Source organism: Streptococcus suis (genome assembly GCF_024509555.1).
GTDB lineage: Bacteria > Bacillota > Bacilli > Lactobacillales > Streptococcaceae > Streptococcus > Streptococcus suis_AD.
This window is the reverse complement of the sequence record NZ_JAMWEL010000010.1, coordinates 17,270-43,324: the sequence shown is the minus strand read 5'-3', so window position 1 is coordinate 43,324 and position 26,055 is coordinate 17,270. Positions and strand designations below refer to the sequence as shown.

At 41.9% G+C, this 26,055-nt stretch carries 32 protein-coding genes, 1 tRNA gene and 1 pseudogene; 30 read left to right on the top strand and 4 right to left on the bottom strand.

The window, feature by feature from the left end; translation table 11 throughout:
- Positions 1-29: 29 nt before the first annotated feature.
- Both NF418_RS05770 and NF418_RS05765 read left to right on the top strand, forming a co-directional pair.
- Positions 30-1,430: a bifunctional Cof-type HAD-IIB family hydrolase/peptidylprolyl isomerase gene (locus NF418_RS05770; protein WP_256778805.1), complete on the top strand. Its 1,401-nt coding sequence runs from the start codon at positions 30-32 to the stop codon at positions 1,428-1,430.
- Between the two features lies 1 nt (position 1,431).
- Positions 1,432-1,803: a S1 RNA-binding domain-containing protein gene (locus NF418_RS05765; RefSeq protein WP_105144517.1), complete on the top strand. Its 372-nt coding sequence runs from the start codon at positions 1,432-1,434 to the stop codon at positions 1,801-1,803.
- Between the two features lie 183 nt (positions 1,804-1,986).
- Here NF418_RS05765 and cysK read toward each other — a convergent pair whose 3' ends face one another.
- From cysK to NF418_RS05750, 3 genes are all read right to left on the bottom strand, one after another.
- The gene (cysK, locus tag NF418_RS05760) at positions 1,987-2,919 is read right to left on the bottom strand and encodes a cysteine synthase A (RefSeq protein ID WP_256778804.1); all 933 of its coding nucleotides are present in this window, start codon (positions 2,917-2,919) and stop codon (positions 1,987-1,989) included.
- Between the two features lie 228 nt (positions 2,920-3,147).
- Complete coding sequence (locus NF418_RS05755) at positions 3,148-4,305, bottom strand: tyrosine-type recombinase/integrase (protein ID WP_256778803.1); 1,158 nt, start codon at positions 4,303-4,305, stop codon at positions 3,148-3,150.
- Positions 4,306-4,680: 375 nt separating this feature from the next.
- The gene (locus tag NF418_RS05750) at positions 4,681-5,430 is read right to left on the bottom strand and encodes a S24 family peptidase (protein ID WP_256778802.1); all 750 of its coding nucleotides are present in this window, start codon (positions 5,428-5,430) and stop codon (positions 4,681-4,683) included.
- A 482-nt stretch (positions 5,431-5,912) separates the two neighbouring features.
- Between NF418_RS05750 and NF418_RS05745 the strand changes: the two genes are divergently transcribed.
- The gene (locus NF418_RS05745; RefSeq protein ID WP_105125659.1) at positions 5,913-6,122 is read left to right on the top strand and encodes a helix-turn-helix transcriptional regulator; all 210 of its coding nucleotides are present in this window, start codon (positions 5,913-5,915) and stop codon (positions 6,120-6,122) included.
- A gap of 377 nt (positions 6,123-6,499) precedes the next feature.
- Here NF418_RS05745 and NF418_RS05740 read toward each other — a convergent pair whose 3' ends face one another.
- A complete protein-coding gene (locus NF418_RS05740; protein ID WP_256778801.1) occupies positions 6,500-7,165 on the bottom strand; it encodes a hypothetical protein in 666 nt (221 codons plus the stop codon).
- Between the two features lie 89 nt (positions 7,166-7,254).
- On the opposite strand from NF418_RS05740, the gene NF418_RS05735 reads away from it, so the two are divergent.
- The 27 genes and pseudogenes from NF418_RS05735 to NF418_RS05605 all read left to right on the top strand — a co-directional run bounded on the left by NF418_RS05735 (position 7,255) and on the right by NF418_RS05605 (position 26,055).
- Positions 7,255-7,449, top strand: a complete 195-nt coding sequence (locus NF418_RS05735; protein WP_256778800.1) for a hypothetical protein — start codon at positions 7,255-7,257, stop codon at positions 7,447-7,449.
- Positions 7,450-7,751: 302 nt separating this feature from the next.
- On the top strand, positions 7,752-8,006 hold the full coding sequence (locus tag NF418_RS05730) for a hypothetical protein (protein WP_002936992.1): 255 nt from the start codon (positions 7,752-7,754) through the stop codon (positions 8,004-8,006).
- A 40-nt stretch (positions 8,007-8,046) separates the two neighbouring features.
- Positions 8,047-8,319 carry a hypothetical protein gene (locus NF418_RS05725; protein ID WP_256778799.1) on the top strand — a complete coding sequence of 91 codons (273 nt, stop codon included), beginning with the start codon at positions 8,047-8,049 and terminating at the stop codon, positions 8,317-8,319.
- Complete coding sequence (locus tag NF418_RS05720) at positions 8,312-8,542, top strand: hypothetical protein (protein WP_256778798.1); 231 nt, start codon at positions 8,312-8,314, stop codon at positions 8,540-8,542. Before NF418_RS05725 ends, NF418_RS05720 begins: the two co-directional genes overlap by 8 nt.
- Positions 8,535-8,765, top strand: a complete 231-nt coding sequence (locus NF418_RS05715) for a hypothetical protein (RefSeq protein WP_256778797.1) — start codon at positions 8,535-8,537, stop codon at positions 8,763-8,765. The genes NF418_RS05720 and NF418_RS05715 overlap by 8 nt, the downstream gene beginning before the upstream one ends.
- Positions 8,737-9,513, top strand: coding sequence for an HNH endonuclease signature motif containing protein (locus NF418_RS05710; protein ID WP_256778829.1), 777 nt, complete (start codon positions 8,737-8,739; stop codon positions 9,511-9,513). Before NF418_RS05715 ends, NF418_RS05710 begins: the two co-directional genes overlap by 29 nt.
- Positions 9,504-9,731, top strand: a complete 228-nt coding sequence (locus tag NF418_RS05705; RefSeq protein ID WP_170239321.1) for a hypothetical protein — start codon at positions 9,504-9,506, stop codon at positions 9,729-9,731. The genes NF418_RS05710 and NF418_RS05705 overlap by 10 nt, the downstream gene beginning before the upstream one ends.
- Positions 9,712-11,004: an AAA family ATPase gene (locus tag NF418_RS05700; RefSeq protein ID WP_256778796.1), complete on the top strand. Its 1,293-nt coding sequence runs from the start codon at positions 9,712-9,714 to the stop codon at positions 11,002-11,004. The genes NF418_RS05705 and NF418_RS05700 overlap by 20 nt, the downstream gene beginning before the upstream one ends.
- A 13-nt stretch (positions 11,005-11,017) precedes the next feature.
- Positions 11,018-11,221: a helix-turn-helix transcriptional regulator gene (locus NF418_RS05695; RefSeq protein ID WP_256778795.1), complete on the top strand. Its 204-nt coding sequence runs from the start codon at positions 11,018-11,020 to the stop codon at positions 11,219-11,221.
- A 10-nt stretch (positions 11,222-11,231) separates the two neighbouring features.
- Positions 11,232-12,332, top strand: a complete 1,101-nt coding sequence (locus NF418_RS05690) for an ATP-binding protein (protein ID WP_256778794.1) — start codon at positions 11,232-11,234, stop codon at positions 12,330-12,332.
- Positions 12,333-12,379: 47 nt separating this feature from the next.
- Entirely contained in the window at positions 12,380-12,799 is a 420-nt protein-coding gene (locus tag NF418_RS05685; protein ID WP_044681205.1) for a hypothetical protein, read from the top strand.
- 1 nt (position 12,800) lies between these two features.
- Positions 12,801-13,536 (top strand): annotated as a pseudogene (locus NF418_RS05680) (hypothetical protein).
- Between the two features lie 18 nt (positions 13,537-13,554).
- A complete protein-coding gene (locus NF418_RS05675) occupies positions 13,555-14,115 on the top strand; it encodes a hypothetical protein (protein WP_256778793.1) in 561 nt (186 codons plus the stop codon).
- Between the two features lie 9 nt (positions 14,116-14,124).
- Complete coding sequence (locus tag NF418_RS05670; protein WP_256778792.1) at positions 14,125-15,708, top strand: DEAD/DEAH box helicase; 1,584 nt, start codon at positions 14,125-14,127, stop codon at positions 15,706-15,708.
- 8 nt (positions 15,709-15,716) lie between these two features.
- A complete protein-coding gene (locus NF418_RS05665) occupies positions 15,717-17,981 on the top strand; it encodes an AAA family ATPase (protein WP_256778791.1) in 2,265 nt (754 codons plus the stop codon).
- A 391-nt stretch (positions 17,982-18,372) separates the two neighbouring features.
- Complete coding sequence (locus NF418_RS05660; protein ID WP_256778828.1) at positions 18,373-18,780, top strand: RusA family crossover junction endodeoxyribonuclease; 408 nt, start codon at positions 18,373-18,375, stop codon at positions 18,778-18,780.
- Complete coding sequence (locus tag NF418_RS05655; protein ID WP_044672869.1) at positions 18,767-18,985, top strand: hypothetical protein; 219 nt, start codon at positions 18,767-18,769, stop codon at positions 18,983-18,985. The genes NF418_RS05660 and NF418_RS05655 overlap by 14 nt, the downstream gene beginning before the upstream one ends.
- Positions 18,972-19,280: a DUF1372 family protein gene (locus NF418_RS05650; RefSeq protein ID WP_256778790.1), complete on the top strand. Its 309-nt coding sequence runs from the start codon at positions 18,972-18,974 to the stop codon at positions 19,278-19,280. Before NF418_RS05655 ends, NF418_RS05650 begins: the two co-directional genes overlap by 14 nt.
- 222 nt (positions 19,281-19,502) lie before the next feature.
- Positions 19,503-20,351 carry a prohibitin family protein gene (locus NF418_RS05645; RefSeq protein WP_256778789.1) on the top strand — a complete coding sequence of 283 codons (849 nt, stop codon included), beginning with the start codon at positions 19,503-19,505 and terminating at the stop codon, positions 20,349-20,351.
- Positions 20,352-20,425: 74 nt separating this feature from the next.
- On the top strand, positions 20,426-20,839 hold the full coding sequence (locus NF418_RS05640) for a transcriptional regulator (RefSeq protein ID WP_256778788.1): 414 nt from the start codon (positions 20,426-20,428) through the stop codon (positions 20,837-20,839).
- 162 nt (positions 20,840-21,001) lie between these two features.
- Positions 21,002-21,107, top strand: a tRNA-OTHER gene (locus NF418_RS05635).
- 74 nt (positions 21,108-21,181) lie between these two features.
- The gene (locus NF418_RS05630) at positions 21,182-21,715 is read left to right on the top strand and encodes a terminase small subunit (protein ID WP_256778787.1); all 534 of its coding nucleotides are present in this window, start codon (positions 21,182-21,184) and stop codon (positions 21,713-21,715) included.
- A complete protein-coding gene (locus tag NF418_RS05625; RefSeq protein ID WP_256778786.1) occupies positions 21,705-22,934 on the top strand; it encodes a PBSX family phage terminase large subunit in 1,230 nt (409 codons plus the stop codon). Before NF418_RS05630 ends, NF418_RS05625 begins: the two co-directional genes overlap by 11 nt.
- A complete protein-coding gene (locus tag NF418_RS05620; RefSeq protein WP_256778785.1) occupies positions 22,934-24,328 on the top strand; it encodes a phage portal protein in 1,395 nt (464 codons plus the stop codon). The genes NF418_RS05625 and NF418_RS05620 overlap by 1 nt, the downstream gene beginning before the upstream one ends.
- A complete protein-coding gene (locus tag NF418_RS05615) occupies positions 24,318-25,265 on the top strand; it encodes a minor capsid protein (RefSeq protein WP_256778784.1) in 948 nt (315 codons plus the stop codon). The genes NF418_RS05620 and NF418_RS05615 overlap by 11 nt, the downstream gene beginning before the upstream one ends.
- Positions 25,205-25,870, top strand: coding sequence for a hypothetical protein (locus NF418_RS05610; RefSeq protein ID WP_238143442.1), 666 nt, complete (start codon positions 25,205-25,207; stop codon positions 25,868-25,870). The genes NF418_RS05615 and NF418_RS05610 overlap by 61 nt, the downstream gene beginning before the upstream one ends.
- Entirely contained in the window at positions 25,867-26,055 is a 189-nt protein-coding gene (locus tag NF418_RS05605) for a hypothetical protein (protein WP_044672854.1), read from the top strand. The genes NF418_RS05610 and NF418_RS05605 overlap by 4 nt, the downstream gene beginning before the upstream one ends.

Sequence of the window (26,055 nt, the reverse complement as noted above, 5' to 3'; positions counted from 1 at the left end):
AGTTAGTTTCCAGAAAGGATGCCTAAATAGTGGATGCAAAATTAAAATATAAAGCAAAAAAAATAAAGATTGTCTTTTTTGATATTGACGATACCTTACGTGTCAAAAATACGGGCTACATCCCTGATTCCATTCAACAGGTTTTTAAATCCTTGAAAGAAAAGGGGATTTTAACCGGAATAGCATCTGGTCGGACACCCTATGGATTGGTGCCAGAAATTAAGGCCCTCCAGCCAGATTTCTTTGCTATGATAAACGGTTCCTATGTTGAAGATGCCAAAGGGAAGCTTGTTCATCACCAACCGCTTCCTCAGGACCTAGTAGAAAAAGTGATTGCCTGGACCAAGGAAGTTGGTATTGAATATGGTTTACTGGGTAGCAAAAAAGGAACCTTGTCTGCTCGTACAGAACGAATTAGTCAGGTGATTGATTTAATTTACGAAGGCTTGGAAACAGACCCAGAATTTTATAAGGACAATTCCATTTATCAGATGTTGACCTTTGAGAAGGATGGACAGGAAGTTGAATTACCAGAAGACTTGCAAAATGATTTACGTACGGTTCGTTGGGATGCTATCTCATCTGATATTGTCCTAAAAGACTCTTCCAAGGATGCTGGTGTGGCTAAAGTAGTTGAAAAACTTGGCTTGAAACCTGAAAATGTCCTTGTTTTTGGTGATGGACTAAATGACATTGAATTGTTTGACTATGCAGGGATTAGCATTGCTATGGGGCATTCCCATCCAGAATTGCAAAAGCGCGCAGATTATATTACAAAAAAAGTAGAAGAGGATGGCATTTTTGATGCCTTGGAGAAATTAGGTTTGGTAGAAAAAGAAAAATACTTCCCGCAATTAGATTTGGAGCAATTTGAAGGACCAGTAGCTCGTATTAAGACCAATCACGGTGAGTTAACCCTAAAACTCTTCCCAGAAATTGCTCCTAAGACAGTAGCTAACTTTATCGCTCTGTCTAAGGATGGTTACTACGATGGCATTATTTTCCATCGAATTATCAAGGATTTCATGATTCAAGGTGGTGACCCAACTGGTACAGGCATGGGTGGTGAGTCCATTTATGGTGAGTCCTTTGAAGATGAGTTTTCAATGGAAGCCTTCAATCTTCGTGGTGCCTTGTCTATGGCCAATGCGGGTCCAAACACCAATGGAAGCCAGTTCTTTATCGTTCAAAATCAAAACTTCCCTTACAATGCCAAAGAGCTAGAACGTGGTGGTTGGCCAAAAGAAATTGCAGTATCCTATGTTGAAAATGGGGGGACGCCACATTTAGACCAACGCCATACCGTATTTGGTCACCTAGCTAATGAAGCATCATTTGCTGTACTCGATGCAATAGCTGAGGTTGATACAGATTCAGCAGACCGTCCACTTGAAGATGTGGTGATTGAAACCATCGAAATTGAGGATTAAGATGAGGATTGGAGATAAGATCAAAGGAACGGTATCGGGAGTGCAACCCTACGGAGCCTTTGTAGATTTAGAAAATGGCACGACAGGTTTGATCCATATTTCCGAAATCAAGACAGGTTTTGTGGATAATATCTACGACCATGTCAAGATTGGTCAAGAGGTTTTGGTACAGGTGGTTGATTTTGATGAATATACAGAAAAAGCCAGTCTATCCATTCGGACACTTGAAGAAGAACACCAAAAAATTCCTCGACACCATAGATTTACCAATGAACGAAACAAAATTGGTTTTGCACCCTTGGCAAAAAGTCTACCAAAGTGGATAAAGGAATCGAAAAATTATCTTAAAGAACAAAAAGAAAAGAAGGTTTAGGGACTTGAACTCCCAACCTTCTTTTTTCTAGTTATAGTCATTTAGTTTATCTTTGATTACTTCGTTAACTCGCTTTGCCGTACTCTGTAGGGGTGACTTGCTCCGCAAGTGCTATTTCCAACCTTATACAGCCATTCGACTGTATAAGCAACCTGCAGCTCGTTGCCTTGTACTAAAAGCAAACTAAACGACTATATCAAATTCGTAGAGGGCAGTAGACAAGTACCGCTCACCGTTATCTGCTAAAATAGCCAATACTTTTTTACCGGCTCCCAATTCCTTCGCAACTTCAATAGCTGCGTGAATTGCTGCTCCAGATGAAATCCCCACAAGGAAACCTTCCTGTCCACCAATTGCTCGACCTGTTGCTAAAGCATCATCTGATTTTACACGAATAATGCCATCATAGGCTGTTGTATCTAGCGTATCAGGAATGAAACCTGCTGAAATTCCTTGAATCTTGTGCGGACCAGGTGCTTCACCAGATAGGACTGCCGATTCATCAGCTTCTACGGCATAGATGACGATGTTTGGGTTGGCAGCTTTTAATACATGCGAAACACCAGAAACAGTTCCACCAGTACCAACACCAGATATAAAGGCATCTAAACCAGTTGTTCCAAAGTCTTCCAAAATTTCCTGTCCTGTTGTATCTTCGTGAACTTTTGGATTGGATGGATTAGCAAACTGGAATGGTACCCAGCCATTTTTTTCTTCCGCAATCTCTTTTGCCTTGGCAATAGCTCCCTTCATTCCTTCACTACCTGGGGTTAAGACTAGCTCAGCCCCATAGGCTTGGATGATTTTGCGACGCTCAATACTCATGGTTTCAGGCATAACGATAATCACTTTATAGCCTTTTGCTGCACCGACCCAAGCAAGACCGATACCAGTATTTCCGCTGGTTGGTTCGACAATGGTATCACCAGGTTTAATGGTACCAGCCTTCTCAGCATCTTCAATCATAGCCAAGGCGATACGGTCTTTGACAGAAGAACCAGGGTTAAAGGCTTCTAACTTAACATAGACATCCGCTGCTCCCTCAGGAACAATATGATTGAGCTTGATAATTGGTGTTTTTCCAACTAATTGCGTAATATTTTGATAAATAGCCATATGGCACCTCCAAATCATGTTACCACTAGTATATAGCAGAAAAGCTAAAAAGTATAATATAAAAAAACTATCTAAGCGTTAAGAAAAAGCTATACCTAACCAATCATGGTATCTATGTAACAATTTGAAAACGTTGATACTACTAGCTTTTCGAAAAAATGTTTATTGTTGATATTGTCGTAACTCGGTGTAGTTGTCGGGGAATTGTCGGGAAGAAGTCGGGGAAAATTATAGAACTTTCTTGTCAAATAGATCAGTAACATTATGCGCTCGTTCTTCTTTGATGTGAGTATATTGTTTGGTTGTTTGAAGGCTTGCATGTCCCAGGAAGTGCATGACATCTTCTGGTCTGGCTCCAGCAATGAGCGATTGAGTGGTAAAGAAGTGACGCATAATGTGTGGAGTGATATAGATACCACATTCCTCACTTACTCGTTTAAAAATTTTGTTTAAAAAAGCAGGTCTTTCCAAATAGTATTTATTATTCTTTATTCGGATGCTCAGGTAATCTTTTTCCTGCTCAACAATGACGTCTGCTTTCTTTTTGACTTGTTTTGCTGTTTCCATGATCTGTAACAACAGCTCACTGCCTCTGTCATTTAAAACGACGTAACGCACAGAACTTTCTGTTTTTGTTCTTCCAGCACCATCTTTTGTCCTGTTGGAACGAGAGTCTCTTATATTTAAGACTGCTCGATTATTCGAATCGAAAGTAACGTCCATGAACCTGATACCACAGACTTCCCCGCGTCTAAGTCCAAAAATAGTCAGGTAGACAAATGCAAAATGTGTGGTCGATAGTAATTCTTCTGCGGTTTTTATCCACGTTTGAAAATCATCGATTTTTAACTCTTTATTAAGAGGTTCTAATTCTGATTCCCCAAGATAAATACCAGACAATTTATTTTGTCTAAGATTACCATTTTTGACAGCATCGTTTAAAATGGAATTCAAAAGTCGATTACTGGTAAGTACACTATTTCTGCGGTACTGGCCAAGCATTTCTGCCAGATGTTCTTCATAATCGTTGCGATTTATTTTTTTTAGCGGGAGGTTTCCCCACTTTTCTTTTATCATGGTACGATAAATGCCTGCGTTAGTGTAGATGGATGTATCATTCCATTGACCTGTTTTTTCTTTCTTTGCTGAGTAGATTTCCCAGTATTCATTTAAAGTAAGTTCTAGGTTGACATCCATTTCATCATGATAAATTCTTTCTTCAATATCCCTTAGAATTCTCTGGGCGTCCTTTAAGCTTCGTAGTCCGCTCTTGTTAAATTCTTTCTTGTCGCCATTAACAAAGTATCCTCTGCGGACATAGTAACGCAATCCTTTTTGGGTTTCGTACGTAAAAATATTCGGGTATTTTGTTTTTGTATATTTCATTCTCTTTTCCTTTCTGTAAGACCAATCTGGACAAGGTTTTTCGAAAGGATATTGGCATCACCTCCTTAAAATGATATAATAGAGTACGCAAAAGGTCCGGCTGAATAGCTGGTCTTTGCTTATTTGGTTACCCTGCACTTCGGCTTTGGTCGGTTGGAAGTGTGGGGGTTTTTTGTTAGTTAAGCAAATCAAGCCAATTATCCGGAAAACCTAGGTCAATTGGTTGAATCTTATAAAACAAAAAACGACTTAGCACTGGTACGCTGCAAGGTGCAAGCGTTGCTAAGTCTTAATCATAAGTATATGATAAAGACTTAGCGAATATTTGTCAAACAAAATTGTTTCAAAAAAGATACTTTCTATTTTAGATTTAATTTACCTCTCCCTATAAATATCCACCACTTCACCAATGGTTCGGAAGTCGGTGTCTGCTGTGATTGGGATATTGTCGTAGTCTGGGTTTAGGCTGTGAAGATAGGCACCTTGGTCTGTGATGCGGAGTTGTTTGATGTAGGCGTCGCCGTTATAGGCAAATACTCCGATGTCGCCGTCAGATAGATCTACTGATAGTTTGACGAATACATAATCGCCTGAGTGGTATTCTGGTTCCATGGAGTCTCCGTAAATAGGGACAACGAAGTCGGCGTCCACTTCTATAGGTAATTCGATAGTCTCGACCTTTACATCATTCAGATATTGACCTGTGCCAGCGGAAGCAGGTTGGTCGTAGTAGTTGTAGGTGTGGTAGGTGGCTTGCAGTTCGCTTACTGTATTCTTACTGTATGCTACTGTATTTTGTTTATCTAGAAGCTCGCTAGAGTAGCGTAGCACGTTTTTCTGGTTTGGTTCGGTTAATTGCACCACCTTGTCCGAAATCTGCTCTACGAGGCTGTTAGGGGCTGTGGTGGTAATAGGAGGAAAGAAGTCATCAATAGAAGTTTTTAACACTTCGGATATTTTGAAAAGTGTATTTTTTTTAGGTGTTCGGATACCTTTTTCATAATTAACTATTGTAGTATCTCCCATCCCGATACGTTCAGCCAATTCTTTTTGGGTCATGTTACGAGATAAACGAAAATCTTTTATTTTTTGACCTACATAAATTGATAATTCTTTGTCGTTCACGAGATATTCCTCCTTTGTTTACCTAATTATACAACAAACCTCACAAAAAGAAAAGTTTTTTTGTGTTTTCGCAAAAAAAGTGTTGACACCTTTCAAATTGTGAGGTATAATATAGTCAAGGTTAAGGAATTAACCCCGCCAAAAATAAAAACAGGAGGAACGGCAAATGGTGGTTGACATCATAAAAAGCCTAACACCTGACGAACTTGGCACAGTTCTGATAGTGTTAGGCTTGGCTAGGGAAACTAGAATGCTCGTCAAGATAATTCTAGACTACAAACTAGCAAATAAAGATTAAGAGCAAGGGGCGGAAGCCCCAACCTCTTATTTGAGTATACCACCATTTGCCAGAAAAAGCAATGTTGTATTGGTTAGCAGGTTTATGGGTTCTCATGTTTATAGGTAGACACATCACAAAGTGGTACTTGGATAAAAAGCTGGAGAAACTCAGAAAGGAAAAAGAAGGAAAGGAGTGAGGGTTATTGCAATTATTGTTGTATGAGGCTCGAAAACAAGCTGGATACACTCAAAAAGACATCGCTGACAAGCTAGGGATTTCAGAAACAACTTACCGTCAGAAAGAACTTGGTCAAAATGATTTCAAATTGAGTGAATGCTACAAAATCGCTAAAATCTTGAACAAAGAGATTAGCGATTTATTTACAAATACAACCTCACAAAATGAAAGGTAACAAACACACCAGCTCTGCTATTTCCCCAATGGTCAGTCTTTGGTCAAACTTTATACAATACTTGTATAAAAAGTTCTTGACTTCTTCAAGAACTTTAACTAACAGGTGGAAGGAGGGGTGACCATGACGTCTATACATGTGTCTTTGTCGGTTGAGATGAAGAAACGGTTGGGGGTGGAGTGCCAGCGTCTGGGGCTGTCGATGGCGGCTTATGTGCGGTTGGTGCTGGCGGAGAAGTTGAGAGAGGAGTAGGGCGGTACAGCTCTGCATTTATGGAAAGGAGAAAGGGATGGACTTTCAAGAAGTAAAACAAAAGCTATCCGAACTTGAAAATCGGATAGCGACGAGAGAAAAGGAAATGGAAGAAGACAGGGTACTTATTCGGTATCTCCAAGGCTATGTTGCAGGTGTGGATTCGTTGTTAAAGCAAAATTGAATTTAGGTTGATTCGCGAGAATATCTCTAGCGTTTGCTAATACCTTGCTCGTTTCGTTGCCAATTGCATCGTAATTGGTTAGTGAAGATGAACCTGTTTTTTGTGGTTTAGTTTGTTCGATGATTAAGTCCAGTTTTTCAATGATGATTTCTAATTCAGATTTTGTGTCATCACGTTTGTTTGGCATTATGAAATTTTCGAAATCTAAAATCATGTTTTTGAGTCTTGATTTCGAATCTTCGATAGTCGAAACATCTGTGTCATAAAATACAGTACGCTTTGAAATCACATCAAACGGCAAACGCTGATCGTGTTTGATGATTGGTACTACAGGAAGACCAAGTGCTTGTCGGTATCCAAATTCGTAAAATGCATTTGCGTTATGCCAAGTCAAATCAGCGATAACCAGATCATCATTTTTCAAATGGTTGAGTATAGATTCGTTTATATCACCGTTGGTAGTCTCTCTATCAACTCTAATGACCTGAATGTTTAATTCAGAGCAAACGGGCTCAATTAGATAAGTCAAGACTTTGTCGGCATGGATTCTTTCTTGCGATCCAGCTTGACCTATTGCAGTGACTACGAAGCAAGTTTTATTAGACATTATTATACTCCAATCGTTTTTATTTTTATTATATCAAAAAACTAGGTAACCAGCTTACCAGCTCTGCTATTTACAGAAAGGAGAAAGACATGAGACCGAAACGTTATCCGTATAGAAAAAAAGAACCTATCGCGGTAACGATAGACCCTAAAAAGATTATTACAAATCGGATGGATGCTAATGACATAGCTAGTCAGTCTTTAGTTATCAAAAGCAAAAATTCGGAAATTACTTTCTCTGGTACTAAGATTGAGATAAAAGCTCAATCTATTACAGGAGTGTAACTTCCGTCCGATTCAAGTTTTAATGGTTTATTGCAATCAACATTGACAGTGCCGTCGGGAAGCATGTCGTAATTGATGATTAAACCGTTAGGATAGAACGTTTCTACATAAACATGACCTGGACCTTTTTTCGTGAACCACTTTAGTCACTTGGTCTTCAGGAATGTTTGTATTGATTGTAACGGACATAAAACTTCACCTCCTTTCAGCTTTATTATAGCATGGGAGAGATGAAAAAAACCACTGCGGGAACAGTGGCTTACTAAAATTAACTAACAAAATTATAACACAGGAGGCCTACTATGGACAAGATATTTGTTGACTTGTCCGACTGGATAAAATCGATAATAAGAGATGTTGTAAACGAGATTTTACTAGAGAAGGACAACGACGATGGTTTCCCAGAAATGATGAACCGAAAGGATTGCATCAGATTTCTAAAGGTAGACGGGACCGTCTTTGATAAATACAGAAAATTACCGAATTTCCCTAAAGAACAAGAGGGAACAAAATGGAAGAAAAGAGCTATTAAAATTTGGCTTAGCGAAAAAGACTAAAAGACCAATCTGGACAAGGTCTGAAACGAGGAAAAAATTTATGACAGAAGCATTATTATCATTATCAATTTTCGCCCTGCCCGTATTGGCAGCAGGCATTGTGGAACAGCGGAAAGCTGAGAAGGAGCGGAAGAAACGTGATCAGGAGCTTTTGCTCGACTACAAAATCGCTATGGCTTGTGAGAGAGCTGTCGAAGCTGATCGGTTAGCGCGGAAATCTAGTGCTCAACAAACACTTGCTAGTTGGGAACCAATCAAATACACAGATGACGCACCAACTCGGACGCCTAGAAAGTGGGGCAGACATGCTTAGTAAGTTGTTTAGAACAAATCAAGTCGACAGCTATGGCATTGACCTACCAACTAAGACAATTGATCGACTTGAGCGTGAAAACGCCATTCTTCGTAGCATGGTAAATGATCTTGATAAAGAAAATTGCGAATACAGAAGAGTCAATCAACAGTTGGTTGATGAAAATGCACGTCTGCAACGTATCGCAGAAAAAGAAGAAATTTTAGGAGGCGCCTATGGTTAGGAATAAAATGTCAAACCTAGCTGATACCTTATTCGCTCAATTGGAATATTTGGATGATAGGGAACTCACAGAAAATGAACTGAAAATCGAAATCGAACGGTCCAAAGCCATGGTTTCCGTGGCTGGTCAAATAGTGTCGATTGGCAAATTGGCTATTGAAGCTGAAAAATTAAAACAGGAAGCTGGTGTTGAACATGCCCCAATCGCTTTGCTGGAAGGATGAATATACTGTTTATATGCATGAGATTTGTCCTGGTCGATTAACGCCAGAAGTTACTGAAATGTTAAATGCAAAGTTCGGAACCAGTTACACAAAGTCACAAATTGCAGGTGTCAGAAAACGGCTAGGCTTGCCAGTCGGAAAAATATTCAAAAAGAAGTTATTGAATTACGAGCAACATCAATATTTCTTAAATAATCATCGAGGTAAGGTGGCTCATATCTTCGCCGAGGAAATGAATAAGAAATTCGGTCTAACCCTAACTGGCCAACAAATTAAAAACTACCGTAATAATAATAAATTATACAGTGGGTTGACAGGTCATTTTGAAAAAGGACGAATTCCACACAACAAGGGTAAGAAGTATCCTGGCATGTACCCAAATAGCGGACAATTCAAAAAAGGGTCAAAACCTATCAACTGGGTACCGGTTGGAACGATTCGATATACAACAGATGGGTATCCGAAGATTAAAATTGCTGAACCGAATATTTGGAAACAAATGCATCGTAAAGTTTGGGAAGAACACTATGGACCTATTCCAAGCGGTCATGCAGTTGTGTTTTTGAATGGCGACAAGACCAATTGGGATATTTCAAATCTTGCTTGTTTGAGCAAGAATGAGGTGGCTCGACTGAACCAGCAACATTTAATTACAGATGATGCCGAATTGACCAAGGTCGGGATTGGTCTGGTAAAGTTGCAAAATAAGATTAGATTTGTAAATAGAAAGGATATCAAATGGAAGTAAAGAAAGAAGCTAAGACAACTTATCATCATGTACGTTGTAGCAAGGAAGCTTATGACCAAATCGTAGAGCTTGCCAACGAATGTGATTTGACTATCGCAACAGTATCAACATCGCTATTACTGTATGCATTGAACCACGCTGAAGTTGTCAGTACAGAAAAAGTAGTCAAAGAAAGTCGATTAATTATTGGAGGAAATTATGACAGTGACAATCAATAGACTTGAAATCGAAAATGTCAAACGCATCAAGGCGGTCAAAATCGAGCCGTCCGCAACAGGTCTGACCATCGTGGGTGGTAACAATAATCAAGGTAAGACAAGTGTGCTAGATGCAATTGCTTGGGCTCTTGGTGGCAATAAGTACAAGCCTAGCCAGGCTCAGCGCGAGGGCTCACAGGTACCACCAACGCTAAAAATCGTGATGTCTAATGGCTTGATTGTTGAGCGTAAGGGGAAGAATGCCAGCCTAAAGGTCATTGATCCAAATGGCCAGAAAGGCGGACAGCAGCTGTTGGATAGCTTTGTGGAAGAGCTCGCTATCAATCTGCCTAAGTTTATGGACAGCACACCAAAAGAGAAAGCTGAAACGCTTTTGCAGATTATCGGTGTTGGCAACCAATTGGCGGAGCTGGAACTCAAGGAAAAAGAGCTTTATAATAACCGTCATGCTATCGGTGTGATAGCTGACCAGAAGGAGAAGTTTGCCAAGGAGCAGGAATTCTACCCAGAAGCTCCTAAAGAGCTAGTCAGCATTGCAGAGCTTATCCAACAACAACAAGCAATCTTAGCCAAGAATGGTGAGAATGCCCGCAAGCGTCAAAATGTAGCCACTATCAAGATGCAATATGAGAATGCAGAGTCTGCTGTAGATCGATTGAAGCAGGAACTGGCCAAAGCGATTGATGAACGTGATAAGTACAAGCAGGACTTGGCTATCGCGCAAAAGGATGCGATTGAGCTACACGATGAATCAACTGCTGAAATTGAAGCGAATATCCAGCAGATTGATGATATTAACCGAAAGGTTCGAGCCAATCTGGATAAAGAAAAAGCCGAGGAAGACGCTAAAGAAATTCGTCAGCAGTACAATGCCTTATCGGTTGAAATCGAAGATGTCCGCAAGCAAAAACGTGACCTGCTGACCAACGCTGACTTGCCGTTGGAAGGTCTGTCAGTTGATGACGGTGAATTGCTCTATCTTGGTCAGCGCTGGGACAACATGAGTGGCAGCCAACAACTGCAAGTTGCCACTGCTATTGTACGCAAACTCAAGCCAGAATGTGGCTTTGTGCTCATCGACAAACTGGAGCAGATGGACCAGGTCACATTGCAGCAATTCGGAGCGTGGCTGGAGCAAGAAGGTCTGCAAGCTATTGCGACACGGGTGTCTACTGGTGATGAGTGTTCAATCATCATCGAAGACGGATACTCGGTCGAAAATGAACAACATCAACAAGTCCAAGCTAAACCAGCTTGGGAAGGAGGATTTTAGAAAGGAGAACGGCATGAGCAAACTCAAAGGCTATCGCGTCATGTTAGGGTTAACCCAGCAAGCAATGGCGAACAAGCTAAATATTTCTTTACAGTCGTACAACAACAAAGAAACTGGCAAAACACCATTCAATGACAAGGAAAAGAAAGCAATCAAGACCATTGTCGCAGAGGTTGAACCAGGCATCACCATCGATGAACTATTTTATTCAGATTAGGAGAACAATAATGCAAATTACAAAAGGTAAACGGGCACGGGCCCAACGTGTTGTCATCTATGGTCCAGAGGGGATTGGCAAGTCTAGTCTAGCGGCTCAATTTCCCAATCCGCTCTTTATTGACACGGAAGGTTCCACAGATAACATGGATGTGGCACGGGCTGACAAGCCGACAAGCTGGACCATGCTTATGAATCACATCGCATTTGTCAAGGCCAATCCGACAATCTGTCAGACCTTGGTCATTGACACGATCGACTGGGCAGAGGCTTTGGCCTTGCAATATATCTGTGCCCAACACAACAAGAGTGGTATCGAAGACTTTAACTGGGGCAGTGGCTATACTTATCTCATCGAGGAGATTGGACGGCTATTAGACAGACTGCAGGAGTTAGTTGAACTCGGTATCAACGTAGTACTAACTGCTCATGCCCAAGTCAAGAAATTCACCAAGCCCGATGAATTAGGTGGCTATGACCGTTACGAGCTCAAATTGAGCAACAAAAAGACGGAAACCAACGTATCTGCCAAGGTCAAAGAATGGGCGGATATGGTACTATTCCTCAACTACAAGACCTACATCATCACAGATGACAAGACCAAGAAGCAAAAAGCACAGGGTGGTCAGCGTGTCATGCAAACCACTCATTCGCCAAGCTGGGACGCCAAGAATCGTCATAACTTGCCGGAAGAATTGCCCATGGACTTTGCTGGTATTGCGCACATCTTTGCGACACAAACGCAAGCTCAACCAACATCAGTACAGGAACAATCCGCACACGAATCTGCACATGTAGAGCAACCGACACAAATGTTGGGAACTGACCAACCAGAGCAGTCTGTACAAGAGCAATCGAAGTCTTTATCTACAGCATATCCACCATCTCTTCCTAGGTCGTTAACGGATTTAATGACACCAGCAAATGTGACTGCTGAAGAATTGCAACAAGTAGCTTACATTCGCGGTCACTATGCGATGGGGACACCGATTGAAAATTTTGTTCCTGAGTATTGGGACATGATTGTAGCGAACTGGGGTGCAACTCTTGAAGTTATTACAAAACAAGTTCGTGCAAACCCAGAGATGCCCTTTACAGTCGAAGGTAACTAGATTCAGACCGTTTTGGGTCTTAGAAATGATAGCGAGGTTAAAACTTAATGGACAAAACAATTAAATTGGACTTATCTGCTCTCGGCGAGGGCGGATTGCAGGAAAAAGTAGACAAGGAGTTGGAAAAGGTTTTTGACAATATCCTTGATCCAAATACTGATAGCAAGGTTGCTCGTAAGCTAGTCATCACGCTAACTATGAAGGCTGATGATAGTCGCGAAGTAGTCAGCACAAGCATGGATGTAAAATCCACGCTTGCACCACAGACTGGCGTTGCGACTACGGTGCTTGTCGGCAAGAAAGACGGTAAGACTTATGCCAATGAGCTTAGGAGTAACATGCCGGGTCAAATGTATTTTGATGATAAGGCACAGCTTCGTACAGACATTGGGCAACCAGTAGAAGAAATTGAAAAAGGTATCAACGCTGAAGTGATTGATTTTAACAAGAAGAAAGTAGGTAACTAGAATGACAGAAAATATCAAAGATGCTTTGGAGTATGCAGTTGAATTAGCAAACAGAGAAGAAAAGATTATTGCAGCAGGAAACGGCAAGCTCTACTATGACGGAAACATCCATTCATTGCGTGAGTTAGATGCCAGACCAATTCCGCCTCGGCTTTATCTCAATACATTAGACAGTCTAGTAGATTATTTGAAGACTGATTTGGATCAGCTAGGAAACAAGCGCGTATTGGTTGTTGTCGAAGGTCCAAAAGAAGTAACCGTTTTACGAAGAGCTGGACAAGGAGGCTAATCGAGTAGCGTTGGTCACGGTCGAATCAATGGCACCATATATTCGTTTTGACCAGTATGAAGAAGCGTCTGACTTTAACATCATGCTGCAGTCTAAATTTGCAGACGCAGAAGACCGTGGCACAGTGCTTGAATTCGCCAGTGCCTTAAAGATTGACAATGGTACAGAAATTATTGATAACGGTGTAAGTCAAACCGCAACTATCAAGACGGGTGTAGCTAGCCTTGGTCAAGCTAAAGCGCCAAACCCTGTCACTTTGCGACCATATCGGACATTTGCAGAGGTGGAACAACCTGCTAGCCAGTTCATCTACCGTATCAACAAAGCAGGCTATATGGCCTTATTTGAAGCTGATGGGGGCAAGTGGAAACTGGATGCCATCAACAACATTGCCGACTACTTGAAGTCCAAGTTAGGCGAACAAGACAACATCACAATTTTAGCTTAATCAAAGGAGAATATCAGAATGACACAACAATACAATCAACCAGAACGTGAACTTGGATGGGAAGATGAAATCGTTAATGACGGCGGGTTCGTCACGCTTACTCCAGGGGATTATCAGTTTACAGTAACAGGTATCGAACGAACACGTCACACGCCTAATCCTCAAAATCCAGGGAAGCTACCTGCGTGCAACAAAGCAGTTGTCTCTATTGAGATTGAAACTGCTGAAGGTACGGCTCAATTGAAGCATAATCTGTTCCTGCACACTTCAACAGAAGGAATGTTATCAGCATTCTTCGGTGCGATTGGCCAGAAGAAACACGGGGAACCACTACGTATGAACTGGAACATTATTGGTGCTAAAGGTGTTTGTAGCGTTAACAAACGCAAAGGTACTGGTAAATATGCCGACCAGGAATTTGACAATATCAAGTCTATGATCTATGCAGATGATGTTGATTGGTCTAAAGTGCTAAATGCTAGTCAGCCACAACAGCCTAGTTATCAACAACCGCAGGCACAATATCAACAGCCAACCCAGCCGACACAACCAACTCAAGGTGGCTTTGCAGGATTCTAGGGGGGATAGATGCAACTACGAGATTATCAAGAGGAGGCTCGTGGTGCAGTCCAGCAGGAATGGCAGTCAGGTCGCAAGCGGACACTATTGGTTCTGCCAACAGGATGCGGTAAAACGATTGTCTTTTCCAAAATCATTGAAGACCGTGTGCGAATGGGCGAGCGTGTGCTCGTCCTTGCTCATAGGTCGGAATTGCTGGAACAAGCCTCTGATAAATTAATGACTGCTACTGGGCTGGGCACAGCCTTAGAAAAGGCAGAAAGTACCTCTATAGGCTCATGGTTTCGGGTTGTAGTCGGGTCGGTACAGACCTTGCAACGCGAGAAGCGATTGAGTCAATTTCCACCAAATTATTTTGACACAATTATCATCGATGAAGCCCACCATGCTATCTCAGACGGATACCAGCGTGTCTTACAACACTTTGACGACAGCAATGTCTTAGGAGTCACCGCCACTCCCGACCGAGGCGATAAGCGAAATCTAGGGCAATATTTCGACAGTCTGGCCTATGAGTATTCCTTGGTGCAGGCTATCAAGTCTGGTTACTTATCCAAGATTACTGCTGTGACAATTCCCTTGACTTTGGACCTATCGAGCGTGTCTATGCAGTCGGGAGATTTTAAGGCTAGTGACCTTGGGACTGCGCTAGACCCATATCTTGAACAGATAGCTGACGAGATGGTCAAGCAATGTGCGGACCGTAAGACTGTAGTGTTTCTGCCCTTGGTTAAGACATCGCAAAAGTTTCGTGACATCTTAAATGCCAAAGGTTTTCGAGCTTCCGAAGTCAACGGAGAATCTAAGGACCGTGCAGAAGTCTTGGAAGACTTTGACAAGGATAAGTACAATGTACTGTGTAATTCTATGCTCCTAACAGAAGGTTGGGACTGCCCGTCAGTTGATTGTGTAGTGGTTCTTAGGCCGACCAAAGTACGGGCTCTATATAGCCAAATGGTGGGACGTGGCACTCGCTTATTCCCAGGGAAAGAAAATCTATTACTACTTGACTTCCTGTGGCACACAGAGAGGCACGAGCTCTGCCGACCTGCACATCTTATCGCAGGCACAGAAGAAGTAGCCAAGAAGATGGTTGAGAACATGGAAGAAGAAGCTGGAGCTCTCTTTGACATCGAGGAGCTAGAAGTCAAATCGGCAGAAGATGTAGTAGCTCAGCGTGAAGAAGCGTTGGCTAAGCAACTGGAAGAAATGCGGAAACGCAAGCGGAAGCTAGTGGATCCGTTGCAATTTGAAATGTCAATCCATGCGGAAGATTTGGTGGACTATGTACCAGAATTTGGTTGGGAGCAGTCACCAGTATCCGCCAAGCAGAAGCAGGCTTTGGAAAAATTTGGCATTTTTACAGATGAGATTGGGAATGCTGGTAAAGCTGCTAAATTACTTGACCGATTATCTAAACGTCGCGATGAAGGATTGACTACACCGAAGCAGATCAGACTGCTGGAACGCTATGGTTTCCGCAATGTCGGTATGTGGCAATTTGACCAAGCTAGGTCCATGATTGACCGGATAGCAGCAGCTGGATGGAGATGTCCGGCTGGTGTCAGTCCGAGAGAATATCAACCAGGATAGGAGAGTAAATGACAGAAAGAGAATTTGACCTCATCCCATTGCTTGATTACATTAACCCAGCCACTCTGTCATATCAAGACTGGGTTAATGTAGGGATGGCTCTCAAGCAAGAGGGCTACACAGCAATGGATTGGGATGTGTGGTCGCAAAAAGACCCAGTTAGATATAGGCGAGGGGAGTGTTTCAAAAAATGGGATACTTTCCAGGGTGGTAGTCTTGGTGCAGTAACCGGGGCAACTATCACCCAAATGGCCAAAGATAATGGCTGGGTATCTGAATTTAAAATGACCGATGATGCCCATGAATTGGGGTGGAATGACACAATTGACCGTGATTATAAGATTGTCGATAAGAACTGGATAGAATCAAAAGAGATTCGTGAGCCTCTCAACTGGGCGCCAGTTCAGGAATTGATTACTTACTTGGAAACAATCTTCAATAGCACGGATAACGTTGGCTATGTCACACAGACCTATCAGATAGATACTGATAATGGACCGATATACAAACCTACACAAGGTGCGTTCGATAGGACGGCTGGCGAGTTGATTCAGCTCTTGCAGGGGTGTAACGGTGATATTGGAGCGGTCTTTGGTGACTACAAGGAAGAAGCCGGGGCCTGGATTCGTTTCAACCCGCTGGATGGGAAAGGTGTCAAGAATGACAATGTGACTGACTTCCGCTATGCCTTGGTTGAATCCGACAGCATGGAATTAGGTAAGCAGTACGCTTTGTTTAAAGAGCTTGAATTGCCTATTGCAGCATTGGTTCATAGTGGGAAGAAGTCCTTACATGCTATCGTCAAGGTAGATGCTAGAGATTACCAAGAATACCGGAAACGTGTGGACTACATTTACCAAATATGCAAGAAGAACGGACTGGACATTGATACCCAAAACCGTAACCCTAGCCGATTATCTCGGATGCCTGGTATCATGCGAAACGGCAAGAAGCAGTTTTTGATTGATACCAATATTGGTAAGACCAATTATGAAGAATGGTACCAATGGATTGAGGATTTGAATGACGATTTGCCAGATCCAGAAGGGCTTGCAGCATCTTGGGATGATATGCCAGCTTTGGCACCAGAACTTATCAAAGGTGTACTCAGACAGGGGCACAAGCTACTTATGGCAGGGCCATCAAAAGCTGGAAAGTCATTTGCATTGATTGAGCTCTCAATTGCTATTGCAGAGGGTATCAAGTGGCTGGGTTGGGAATGTACCAAAGGCAATGTCCTCTATGTCAATCTGGAACTAGACAGACCGTCAGCCTTGCATCGCTTTAAGGATGTCTATACGGCTATGGGTGTGCCAGCTAACAATATCCAAAATATTGACCTCTGGAACTTACGTGGTAAGACTGTGCCAATGGACAAACTAGCACCAAAGCTCATCCGTAGGGCCTTAAAAAAAGACTACATCGCAGTCATCATTGACCCAATTTACAAGGTCTTGACGGGCGACGAAAACAGTGCAGACCAAATGGCACACTTTACCAATCAATTTGACAAGGTAGCGACCGAGCTTGGTTGTAGCGTTATCTACTGCCACCACCACTCAAAAGGTAGTCAAGGTGGTAAGAAGTCCATGGACCGCGCAAGTGGCTCGGGAGTCTTTGCCCGCGATCCAGATGCTTTGATTGACTTGGTAGAGCTAGAGTTAAACGATGACTTGATTAAGATGCGATCTGACAAAGCTACCTGTGCTATCTATCAAAAAGCCTTGCAGGAGCGTGCCTTGGACTACTATCAGCAGTATGTCAGCTTGGATGACCTGGAAAGCAGGGTGCAGATGCGGGATCACTTCGAAAAAGCCATCAAGGATGTATTAGTCCGAAAGGTCTATACAGACGAGATTTCCCAGGTTGTGCATGCGGTGGAGATTTCTACTGCGTGGCGTGTGGAAGGTACGCTGCGTGAGTTTGCCAAGTTTAAGCCAGTCAATATGTGGTTTAGCTATCCAGTGCATAGTGTAGACACATCGGGCGTGCTGGCTGATATTCAGTTGGATGATAACAAGCCGAATTGGCAGAAAAACCTTGATAAAGGTCCGAAAGCTAAGAAAGAATCTGCGAAGGATAAGCAAGAAAAACTTATGAACGCAATCCAAATCCTAGATGACGGTCTTGAACCTGTGACGATTGATGCAGTTGTAGAATATTTTTCGACGGAAGAAAAACCAATAAGTGAAAAAACAATCCGAAGATGGCTAAAAAATACAGGTCAATTTGAAGTTGAAAAAGGTCAAATATTACCTAAAAATAATGGTTAGGGACAGGGACAAATTGGGGACAAATTGGAGGGACAAACTGGGGACAAAAATCCAATTTGTCTGTCCGAAATTACGGACAAACTGGAAAATGTCCCTGTGTCCCAAATGATAGTTTTGGACAACGGACAAACTGGAAAATGTCCCTAAGAAATCGCTCAACCATGCAGGTTTAGAGGGTTAGGGACAAACTGGAGAAATTCAGGGACAAACCGAGGGACAGAATTCTTCTCTCTTCGAGAAGAAGAATTTAGGAAATGTCCCTAATGGTCCATGGGTACATGAACAGGAACATGGGGGTCCTAAGACTCCCCCATGTAACCCTGTAACCATGTCCCCTGACATGGACTTAGTCGCGAAGATAAAAAAAATATGGAAAGGTAAAATAAATATGGTGGTTGAATTTTTCCTGCCGATGAAAAAAATACCGACTGTGACACATCAGCAAAAACAGGTCCGAGTGGTAAACGGGAAGCCACAATTTTACGAACCTGACAAGTTGGCAGATGCCAGAGCAAAATATGAGGCATTATTGGCAAGGCATTTACCTCCAGATAAGCTGCATGGTCCGATTCGTCTGACAGTCAAATGGTTGTTTCCTCGGACAAAGAAAACGAAGCATGGCCAGTACAAGACGACTAAACCAGATACAGATAATCTGCAGAAGTTGTTAAAGGACTGCATGACTGCAGTTGGATTTTGGGAAGATGATGCCCAAGTGGCTAGCGAGATTGTCGAGAAGTTTTGGTCTGATCAAGTCGGTATCTATATCAAAGTAGAGGTGCTGGATGAATTACATTGAATTTTTTGAAACAGAAGTCCCAAATTGGATGCGAGCCAGTAACCAGAAGATGCAAGAAGTTGGATTTAATACACAGGCATACTGGAACTGGGTTGTGGTATCTATGGCGGAAATCAGCAAGAAGTACAACAATGACAGACTGGTCATGAATCAGTTTGAAATGATTTTTGATTGGCTAGAGGAGAAAGCAAATGGAAAGGTTTAAAAAAGTATTGAATCCGTTAGTCATCTTGCTTGGAGTGATAATTGTACTTATCGTTAAACTCGAACAATCCAAACAAGAAATTATGAAACTGAAAGAACGTGAAACGGTTATTATTCACAAGGTTGATAATGCGGGCGTGACTATGGTTGGAAAAGTCACAGGGAAGGACATTATTGACGGTAGGTACTATGTAGAAATCGGTGCCTATGGCAAATTTCTCGTTACCAAGGATCAGTACGAGAGTATTAATATCGGTGACGATATTCCGGATTACCTACAAGGAAGGGGTAGTTGATGACTTAAGGCTATCCGACTGTCACAGGTCGGTTGGTCATTCTGCCAAAAATAAATTAAAAAGGAGGACTCCTTTGTAGATCAAAGTCACATTATGGGCCAATGGCAGTACGGTCAGCCACAAATAAAATAAATAGAAAGTAATTGCAAATGGTATCATAGTCCAACTCCCTATTGTGGTACGGGTGGGGGACGAATATTATAAAATTGGAGGAATAAAACAATGTATGAAAATGAATTTCAAGTAACAAAACGTCAGGTAGCGGCAGGCGCTACAATTATTGGACTTATTATTTTTGCAGTATTTTTTAGATTGACCGCGGTTGTCAAAATTCCAGCAAATACCGTAGGTGTGAAAGTCTCTGCTTTCAATGGAGTACAAGAAAAAACTTTACAGACGGGCTACCATCTTAAAGTACCATTTGCTGATAAGGTGTATAAATTGCCGACATCAGTTCAGACCAAGACCATGGAAGCTATCACGACACAGACGAAAGATGGTCAGTGGTTAAATACCAATATTGACGTCAAGTACAAGGTCAACAAGGCAGAAGCTATGACTGTGTTTACTAATTACACAGACCTAGAAAACGTGAGTAATAGCGTTGTCGCTCCAGCTGTGCAACGGGCCATTGAATCCGTAACTGGTGAGTATGATATTTATGAAGTTCTAGGCTCTAAGCGTACAGAAGTTTATGGCAAAATTGACCAGAAGCTAAAAGAACGGTTTGCAGCAGATAACTTGGAATTTGTATCATTTACTATCACTGACCAAGATGCAGGCGATGAAATCGAAAAAGCTATCAAAGATGAATCTGTTAAGCAGAAACAAGTAGATTCAGCTAAACAGGACCAAGAGAAAGCTAAGATTGAAGCAGAAACTAAAAAAATCCAAGCTCAAGCTGATGCCGATGCTGAGGTTATCAAGGCTCAAGGTCAAGCAAAAGCCAACGCTGAATTGAATAACTCTATTTCGGATAATTTGATTCGAATGAAAGAAGCTGAGGCTCGTTTGGAGCATGGCTGGATTGAAGTTATCACACAAGGGGATGTGATTACGAATCAAGAGTAACAAAAAAGCCAGCACACTTGTACTGACTATGTGAATAAAACTCTAATAATATTATATCACAAAGGAGTGCGAGTGTGAACAAGTTATCAGATGTAGAATTGAGAGCATTAGATTCGAAGTTATTTGACTACCAACAGATTGACAAGAAAATCGCTATCCGCAAGCTTGAAATCCAAACAGAGGTGTCCAACGATTGCAATGTTGGTGGGGGTAAGCCGAATATCGTTTCTAAACCAACAGAGTCGCTTGTGGCACGTTGGTCGAGTGATGTGAGGATAAACGGACTAGAGCAATTCCGAAAAGCTGTGGAAGCAACAATTGAGTCTTTGGATGACGAGCTAAAAAGGATTTTCTATTTACGCTGGTCAATTCGGTCGGTAAATACTTGGGAGGAAATAGCTGTTATGCTTAATGTATCTCGCAAGAGTATCTATCGCAAAAGAGAGCGGATTTTGACAATTTTTGCAGATTTTCGAGGAGATTTGTAAAGTTGACACAAAAAAGTGTATAAGTGTCACGATTTTAATGTTAAAGTTGTATCATCAGATTACAAGGTTATGATAGAATCCCTTCGGGAGACGGTCCCGTAAAAAGAGGCATAAAGCTGTGGCTATCGGATGTTGCGTGCGACATCTATGGACGCTATCTGTGGGAACATGAGCCAAGATTGGAAATTGGCAAGGGTAGCGCCCTGAGCAAGACCGTGTGACGTCCACGGCATAACGCTATGTGCAGGTTCGATTCCTGCTGTTCCCGTTCATTTGAATTGGTAGTTCAAGTTGGAAAATTGGTCACACAATCGTGTGGCTTTTTAATTTTGATTGGAGGTGGTGGTCATTGATAGACATCAACAAATTATTGACGAGCTAACTAGCGATGCAATCAAGCTGATGTCAGATTGGCCATCGGCGAGAGAAAAACAGAAGCAGTTCGTACTCGCTTATATTTCAAGTGGGTTTAAAAATGCTACGGAAGCGGCACGACAGGCTGGATATTCGGAGAAGACCGCTAAGCAAATATCTAATCGATTGTTGACTTTTGTTGACTTTTTTCACGTCCAAGAAGTTATCAAGATATTAAAGGAAAACTTTGATAAACGAAGTACAGAACTATCCATTGCGTCCTTGGTTGAAATCAAACAATTTCACACAAGGGTGCTTCGAGGAGAAGAAACTGATTTCGAAGTTGTGACTTCGGTTAGCGGTACTACGAGTATTGAAGAAGTTCCTCCGAGAATCAAGGAAAGACAAAAATCAGCAGATAGCTTAGTTAAAATGCTGTCTGACAGCGAGAACACCAACCGGACAGAACAAGCCCTAGACAAGCTATTTGATAAATTGGAAGAGGAAATAAATGGGAATTGATAGGTTATACCACAATAAGCAACTCAGTATCTTAAAGCGGGCTTTGCGTGAAGATTGGTACATGATGATCAATCACGGGGCTGTCCGTGCAGGGAAGACTCAGCTGGATAATGATTTATTTCTCATGGAATTGCGTAGAGCGAAAAGAAATGCTAAGACTTGCGGTGTTGACAATCCTATGTATATTCTAGGCGCAACTAGTGCTGGTACTTTGCGGACTAACATCTTGCAAGAACTGTCAGAGAAGTATGGGTTAGATTTCAAGTTTGATAAGCATGGGAACTTTACGCTCTTTGGTGTGTATGTGGTTACGACTTTCACAGGTTCAGTCGCTGGTTTGCGTGCCATCCGTGGTATGACGGCATACGGAGCTTATATCAACGAAGCGACGCTAGCAAACAAGGAAGTCTTTGACGAAATCCGCAAGCGTTGTTCAGGTTTTGGCGCTCGTATTATATGCGATACTAACCCAGACCATCCAAATCACTGGCTGAAAAAAGATTACATTGACAAAGCAGATGACAAGAGCATTATCGCCAATCATTTTACGATATTTGATAATACATTCTTAAACCAGCGGTATATCGAGAACCTTATCGCAACAACGCCGAGTGGTATGTTTACAGAACGTGGCATCTACGGCCGTTGGGTCAGTGGTGAAGGAGCTGTTTATCGTGATTTCAAAGAAGACATGTTAATCTCTGGTGATGCTATTCCAATAGACGATATCACTATCTATTATGCTGGGGTTGACTGGGGATATGAACACCATGGGGCCATCGTTGTCTGCGGACAGACGGCAGATGGACGTGTCTATCTCCTGGAAGAACACGCTGCGCAGTACCAAGAAATTGATTACTGGGTGGAGATTGCCAAAGACATCAAATTACGGTACGGGAATATCTATTTCTATGCAGACTCTGCTCGTCCTGAACATGTCGCACGGTTTGAACGAGAACATCTAAAATGCGTGAATGCTGATAAATCTGTTTTGAGCGGAATTGAACAAGTGGCTAAGTTGATGAAACAAGGTCGCTTTTTTGTTTGTTCGGAAAAGGTTGAAAAATTCAAGGATGAAATCTATCAGTATGTCTGGAATGAGAAAACAGGCGAGCCAGAAAAGAAGAATGATGATGTACTGGATGCACTTCGTTATGCTATCTATTCAAAATTTCAGGGGGTTGGTAGCAAAATCAAATTATTTAAGGGAGGTTTTTAATGTCGCTAGTTAGCATAAACAAACGAAAGCTATTGACAACATCAGCGGAAGAAATTACGCCAGAGTTGGTGGCAGATGCTGTTGACTTGCATCGTTCAAAATTGCTTAAAGGCTATCTTGAAAACGAAGACATGTACATGTCAAATCATAGTATTTTAAAGGGTAGCCCTAAAGACCCATGGAAACCAGATAATAGACTAGTCATCAATTATGCTAAATATATCGTTGATACGTTCAGTGGGTATCAAATCGGAGTTCCAGTGAAAATTACTCACGATGATACTGCTGTTGTAGATTTCATTGACAATTTCCGCAAATTGAATGACATGGAAGACAATGAGTTTGAGATGGCCAAGATTGCAGATATTTTTGGACATGCTTTCCTGTATGTCTATCAGAACGAGGAAGGGAATACGAGGGCAACCTATAATAGCCCAGCAAATATGCTTATTGTTCATGATGATAGTATCCAAGAAAAGCCGTTATTTGCTGTTCGGTACGCATTTGATGAAGGTGCGGCAACTGGGTATGGACAGGTTATCACTGCGTCGGAAGTCATTGATGCAACTTTTCAACAGGGAGGGGGCGTCACATTCCACGAACGCACACCTCACATCTATGGCAGATTGCCAGTAGTTGAGCTAATCGAGAATGAAGAGCGTCAAGGAATTTTTGATAGTGTCAAAACGCTCATCAATGCTCTGAACAAAGCTGCAAGCGAGAAAGCTAATGACGTTGACTATTTCGCAGATGCTTATTTGAAGGTTGTGGGTGTTGAGTTGGACAGTGATATGGCAGGACAAATCCGAGAAAATCGTATCTTCAACTTGTGGAGGAATGGTTCGGATGGTCCATTGCCCGATGTCGGCTTCCTGGAAAAACCAAACTCAGACACAACTCAAGAAAATTTGATCGCGTTGCTCAAAGAGTCCATCTTTGCAATTTCTATGGTCGCAAATCTGTCCGAAGAGGATTTTGGTAATGCTTCGGGAACTGCACTAGCCTTCAAATTGCAAGCAATGGACAACCTAGCCAAGATGAAAGACCGCAAAATGCAGTCTGCTTTCAACAGATTGTATGAGATTGTCTTTAACGTGCCAATGGCAAAAGTACCGAGCAATGGTTGGACTGGTATCAAGTACCAATTCACTCGGAACGTGCCACGCAACGTCCTTGAAGAAGCCCAGATTGTAGCGCAGCTTTCAGGTCAAGTTTCTAATGCTACTAAGCTATCTGTTTTGTCCATCGTGGATAGCCCACAAGATGAATTAGAGAAAATGGCTGAAGAGGAAGAGAGTTCTAGCTTGTTATCCAAACAAATCGCAATAAATGAGCGGATGACTGACAAGGACCTTCAGCCAGATAGTCAGATGGTGATAGCGGATGGCGAGTGATGATTGGAAAAAACGGATACAAGCTGAACAGCTAGCCAAAATGGAGCGTGGTGCGACGTTAGGCGAGGAGATGGATAGATTATACTCTTATCACTTTAACGAGCTAGAAAAGGAAATTAGAGCCTTTGAGCAACGTTACGCTGATAAGCATGGTTTGTCATTGTCCGAAGTGAAGGCTCGAGTTGATGATTTCGATGTAAAGTCTTTTGAGGAGAAAGCCAAGCGGTATGTAGCTGAGAAGAATTTTTCTGCACGAGCGAATTCAGAGTTGGCATTGTACAACTTGAAAATGAAGACAAATCGGCTTGCTTTGTTACAGTATCAACTAGATCTGGAATTGATTGCGTTAGCAGAAGATGAGCGTCAATTGACGGAGCGTTTTTTGAATGATGAATTCGTCAAAGCTATTGAAACGCAATCTGGCTTGCTTGGTCGGTCTGTTTTGTCAGCTAGTCAAATCGGTACTACGGCACAGGCTATTTTAAATACTCCTTTTCATGGGGCTAATTGGTCGGACAATATCTGGAAAAGGCAAACGGCTTTGCGTGAAGTTGTAGCCAAAATGACTGAACGCTTGCTTTTGCAGGGTAAGAACCCGACTACCATGGTTGCTCAGCTACGTAAGGAGTTCAATGTTTTGGTCAGTGAAGCTAAGCGTTTGGCAGTAACAGAAGGTGCTCGAGTAGCTACTGAGGGACAGAAACAGGCCTATATAGCTAATGGGTATGATGAATATGAATTCATCGCAGAACCGTCAGCATGTAGGAATTGTGCTAAGTTAGATGGAAAGATATTCAAAGTCAAGGACATGGAGCCTGGAGAGAATGCTGCACCCATGCACCCTTTTGTCATTGCTCTACTGCTGCACACTTTTCAATGTCTGATAAAGAGTATGAAAAACTTATCAGAGAAAGTGCTAATTCCAGAAATGCGGTAGTAGAGCGGGAAAACAACATCTACAATACAGGAATAGGAGTTGACGAAGGAAGAAAAACAAGGTATAATTTAGGTGAAGGTAATTATATTGAACTTGATAAGTTCACACCATGCTTAGAAGACGCAAAAACTGGCGAGATAGTGAAGACAAATTATTTTGTTAGTGACAGGATTTCTCCATCAGAAGCAAGGAAGTTGAAAAGCAGTGGTTGGAATTTCGATTGGTCTAAACCTCAATCAAACGGATATGATATTTACAAGCTATATCGTAATAACTCTGATAGGGTTGAAGGAATGATTGCCTTGAAACTTGATAATGCCAATAGCGCTGTTCATGTTGATATTGTTGAGAGTTCTCCTGAAAATAGAGGAACTAACAAGGAATATAACGGTGTTGGTGGACATTTGTTTGCCATAGCTGCTGAAAAGAGTGACTCAAACGGATACGGTGGTTTTGTTTACTTCACAGCGAAAACAGACCTTATTGCGCACTATCAAAAAGAGCTTGGAGCAAAACTTGTTTCAGGTCGTGTGATGGCAATTGATGAACAGGCTGCTTATAATCTGCTAAGTAAATATGAACTCATTGAGGGGGACAAAAAATGACAAAAGAAGCAATGGAGTCTTTGATTAGACTTGACGACGCTGTTGATAGAATAGCAGAAGGTTGTTATACTCTGCCCTCTGATGATATGCCAAAATACAACATTAGAGAGATAGCTTCAGAAGCTGAACGGCTTGGCCGTCCTTTAACAGATGATGAAGCCGAAAAATTTGTATTAGGAGTGTAG

What these genes read in the sequence shown, in the direction of transcription:
- NF418_RS05720 (WP_256778798.1), top strand. Translation starts at nt 8,312, where the DNA reads ATGCTTAGTAAGTTGTTTAGAACAAATCAAGTCGACAGCTATGGCATT.
- NF418_RS05610 (WP_238143442.1), top strand. Translation starts at nt 25,205, where the DNA reads ATGTCTGATAAAGAGTATGAAAAACTTATCAGAGAAAGTGCTAATTCC.
- NF418_RS05615 (WP_256778784.1), top strand. Translation starts at nt 24,318, where the DNA reads ATGGCGAGTGATGATTGGAAAAAACGGATACAAGCTGAACAGCTAGCC.
- NF418_RS05740 (WP_256778801.1), bottom strand. Translation starts at nt 7,165, where the DNA reads ATGTCTAATAAAACTTGCTTCGTAGTCACTGCAATAGGTCAAGCTGGA.
- NF418_RS05705 (WP_170239321.1), top strand. Translation starts at nt 9,504, where the DNA reads ATGGAAGTAAAGAAAGAAGCTAAGACAACTTATCATCATGTACGTTGT.
- NF418_RS05675 (WP_256778793.1), top strand. Translation starts at nt 13,555, where the DNA reads ATGACACAACAATACAATCAACCAGAACGTGAACTTGGATGGGAAGAT.
- NF418_RS05710 (WP_256778829.1), top strand. Translation starts at nt 8,737, where the DNA reads ATGCCCCAATCGCTTTGCTGGAAGGATGAATATACTGTTTATATGCAT.
- NF418_RS05645 (WP_256778789.1), top strand. Translation starts at nt 19,503, where the DNA reads ATGTATGAAAATGAATTTCAAGTAACAAAACGTCAGGTAGCGGCAGGC.
- NF418_RS05715 (WP_256778797.1), top strand. Translation starts at nt 8,535, where the DNA reads ATGGTTAGGAATAAAATGTCAAACCTAGCTGATACCTTATTCGCTCAA.
- NF418_RS05730 (WP_002936992.1), top strand. Translation starts at nt 7,752, where the DNA reads ATGGACAAGATATTTGTTGACTTGTCCGACTGGATAAAATCGATAATA.
- NF418_RS05625 (WP_256778786.1), top strand. Translation starts at nt 21,705, where the DNA reads ATGGGAATTGATAGGTTATACCACAATAAGCAACTCAGTATCTTAAAG.
- NF418_RS05605 (WP_044672854.1), top strand. Translation starts at nt 25,867, where the DNA reads ATGACAAAAGAAGCAATGGAGTCTTTGATTAGACTTGACGACGCTGTT.
- NF418_RS05735 (WP_256778800.1), top strand. Translation starts at nt 7,255, where the DNA reads ATGAGACCGAAACGTTATCCGTATAGAAAAAAAGAACCTATCGCGGTA.
- NF418_RS05670 (WP_256778792.1), top strand. Translation starts at nt 14,125, where the DNA reads ATGCAACTACGAGATTATCAAGAGGAGGCTCGTGGTGCAGTCCAGCAG.
- NF418_RS05620 (WP_256778785.1), top strand. Translation starts at nt 22,934, where the DNA reads ATGTCGCTAGTTAGCATAAACAAACGAAAGCTATTGACAACATCAGCG.
- NF418_RS05665 (WP_256778791.1), top strand. Translation starts at nt 15,717, where the DNA reads ATGACAGAAAGAGAATTTGACCTCATCCCATTGCTTGATTACATTAAC.
- NF418_RS05700 (WP_256778796.1), top strand. Translation starts at nt 9,712, where the DNA reads ATGACAGTGACAATCAATAGACTTGAAATCGAAAATGTCAAACGCATC.
- NF418_RS05650 (WP_256778790.1), top strand. Translation starts at nt 18,972, where the DNA reads ATGGAAAGGTTTAAAAAAGTATTGAATCCGTTAGTCATCTTGCTTGGA.
- NF418_RS05755 (WP_256778803.1), bottom strand. Translation starts at nt 4,305, where the DNA reads ATGAAATATACAAAAACAAAATACCCGAATATTTTTACGTACGAAACC.
- NF418_RS05655 (WP_044672869.1), top strand. Translation starts at nt 18,767, where the DNA reads ATGAATTACATTGAATTTTTTGAAACAGAAGTCCCAAATTGGATGCGA.
- NF418_RS05690 (WP_256778794.1), top strand. Translation starts at nt 11,232, where the DNA reads ATGCAAATTACAAAAGGTAAACGGGCACGGGCCCAACGTGTTGTCATC.
- NF418_RS05765 (WP_105144517.1), top strand. Translation starts at nt 1,432, where the DNA reads ATGAGGATTGGAGATAAGATCAAAGGAACGGTATCGGGAGTGCAACCC.
- NF418_RS05685 (WP_044681205.1), top strand. Translation starts at nt 12,380, where the DNA reads ATGGACAAAACAATTAAATTGGACTTATCTGCTCTCGGCGAGGGCGGA.
- NF418_RS05725 (WP_256778799.1), top strand. Translation starts at nt 8,047, where the DNA reads ATGACAGAAGCATTATTATCATTATCAATTTTCGCCCTGCCCGTATTG.
- NF418_RS05695 (WP_256778795.1), top strand. Translation starts at nt 11,018, where the DNA reads ATGAGCAAACTCAAAGGCTATCGCGTCATGTTAGGGTTAACCCAGCAA.
- cysK (WP_256778804.1), bottom strand. Translation starts at nt 2,919, where the DNA reads ATGGCTATTTATCAAAATATTACGCAATTAGTTGGAAAAACACCAATT.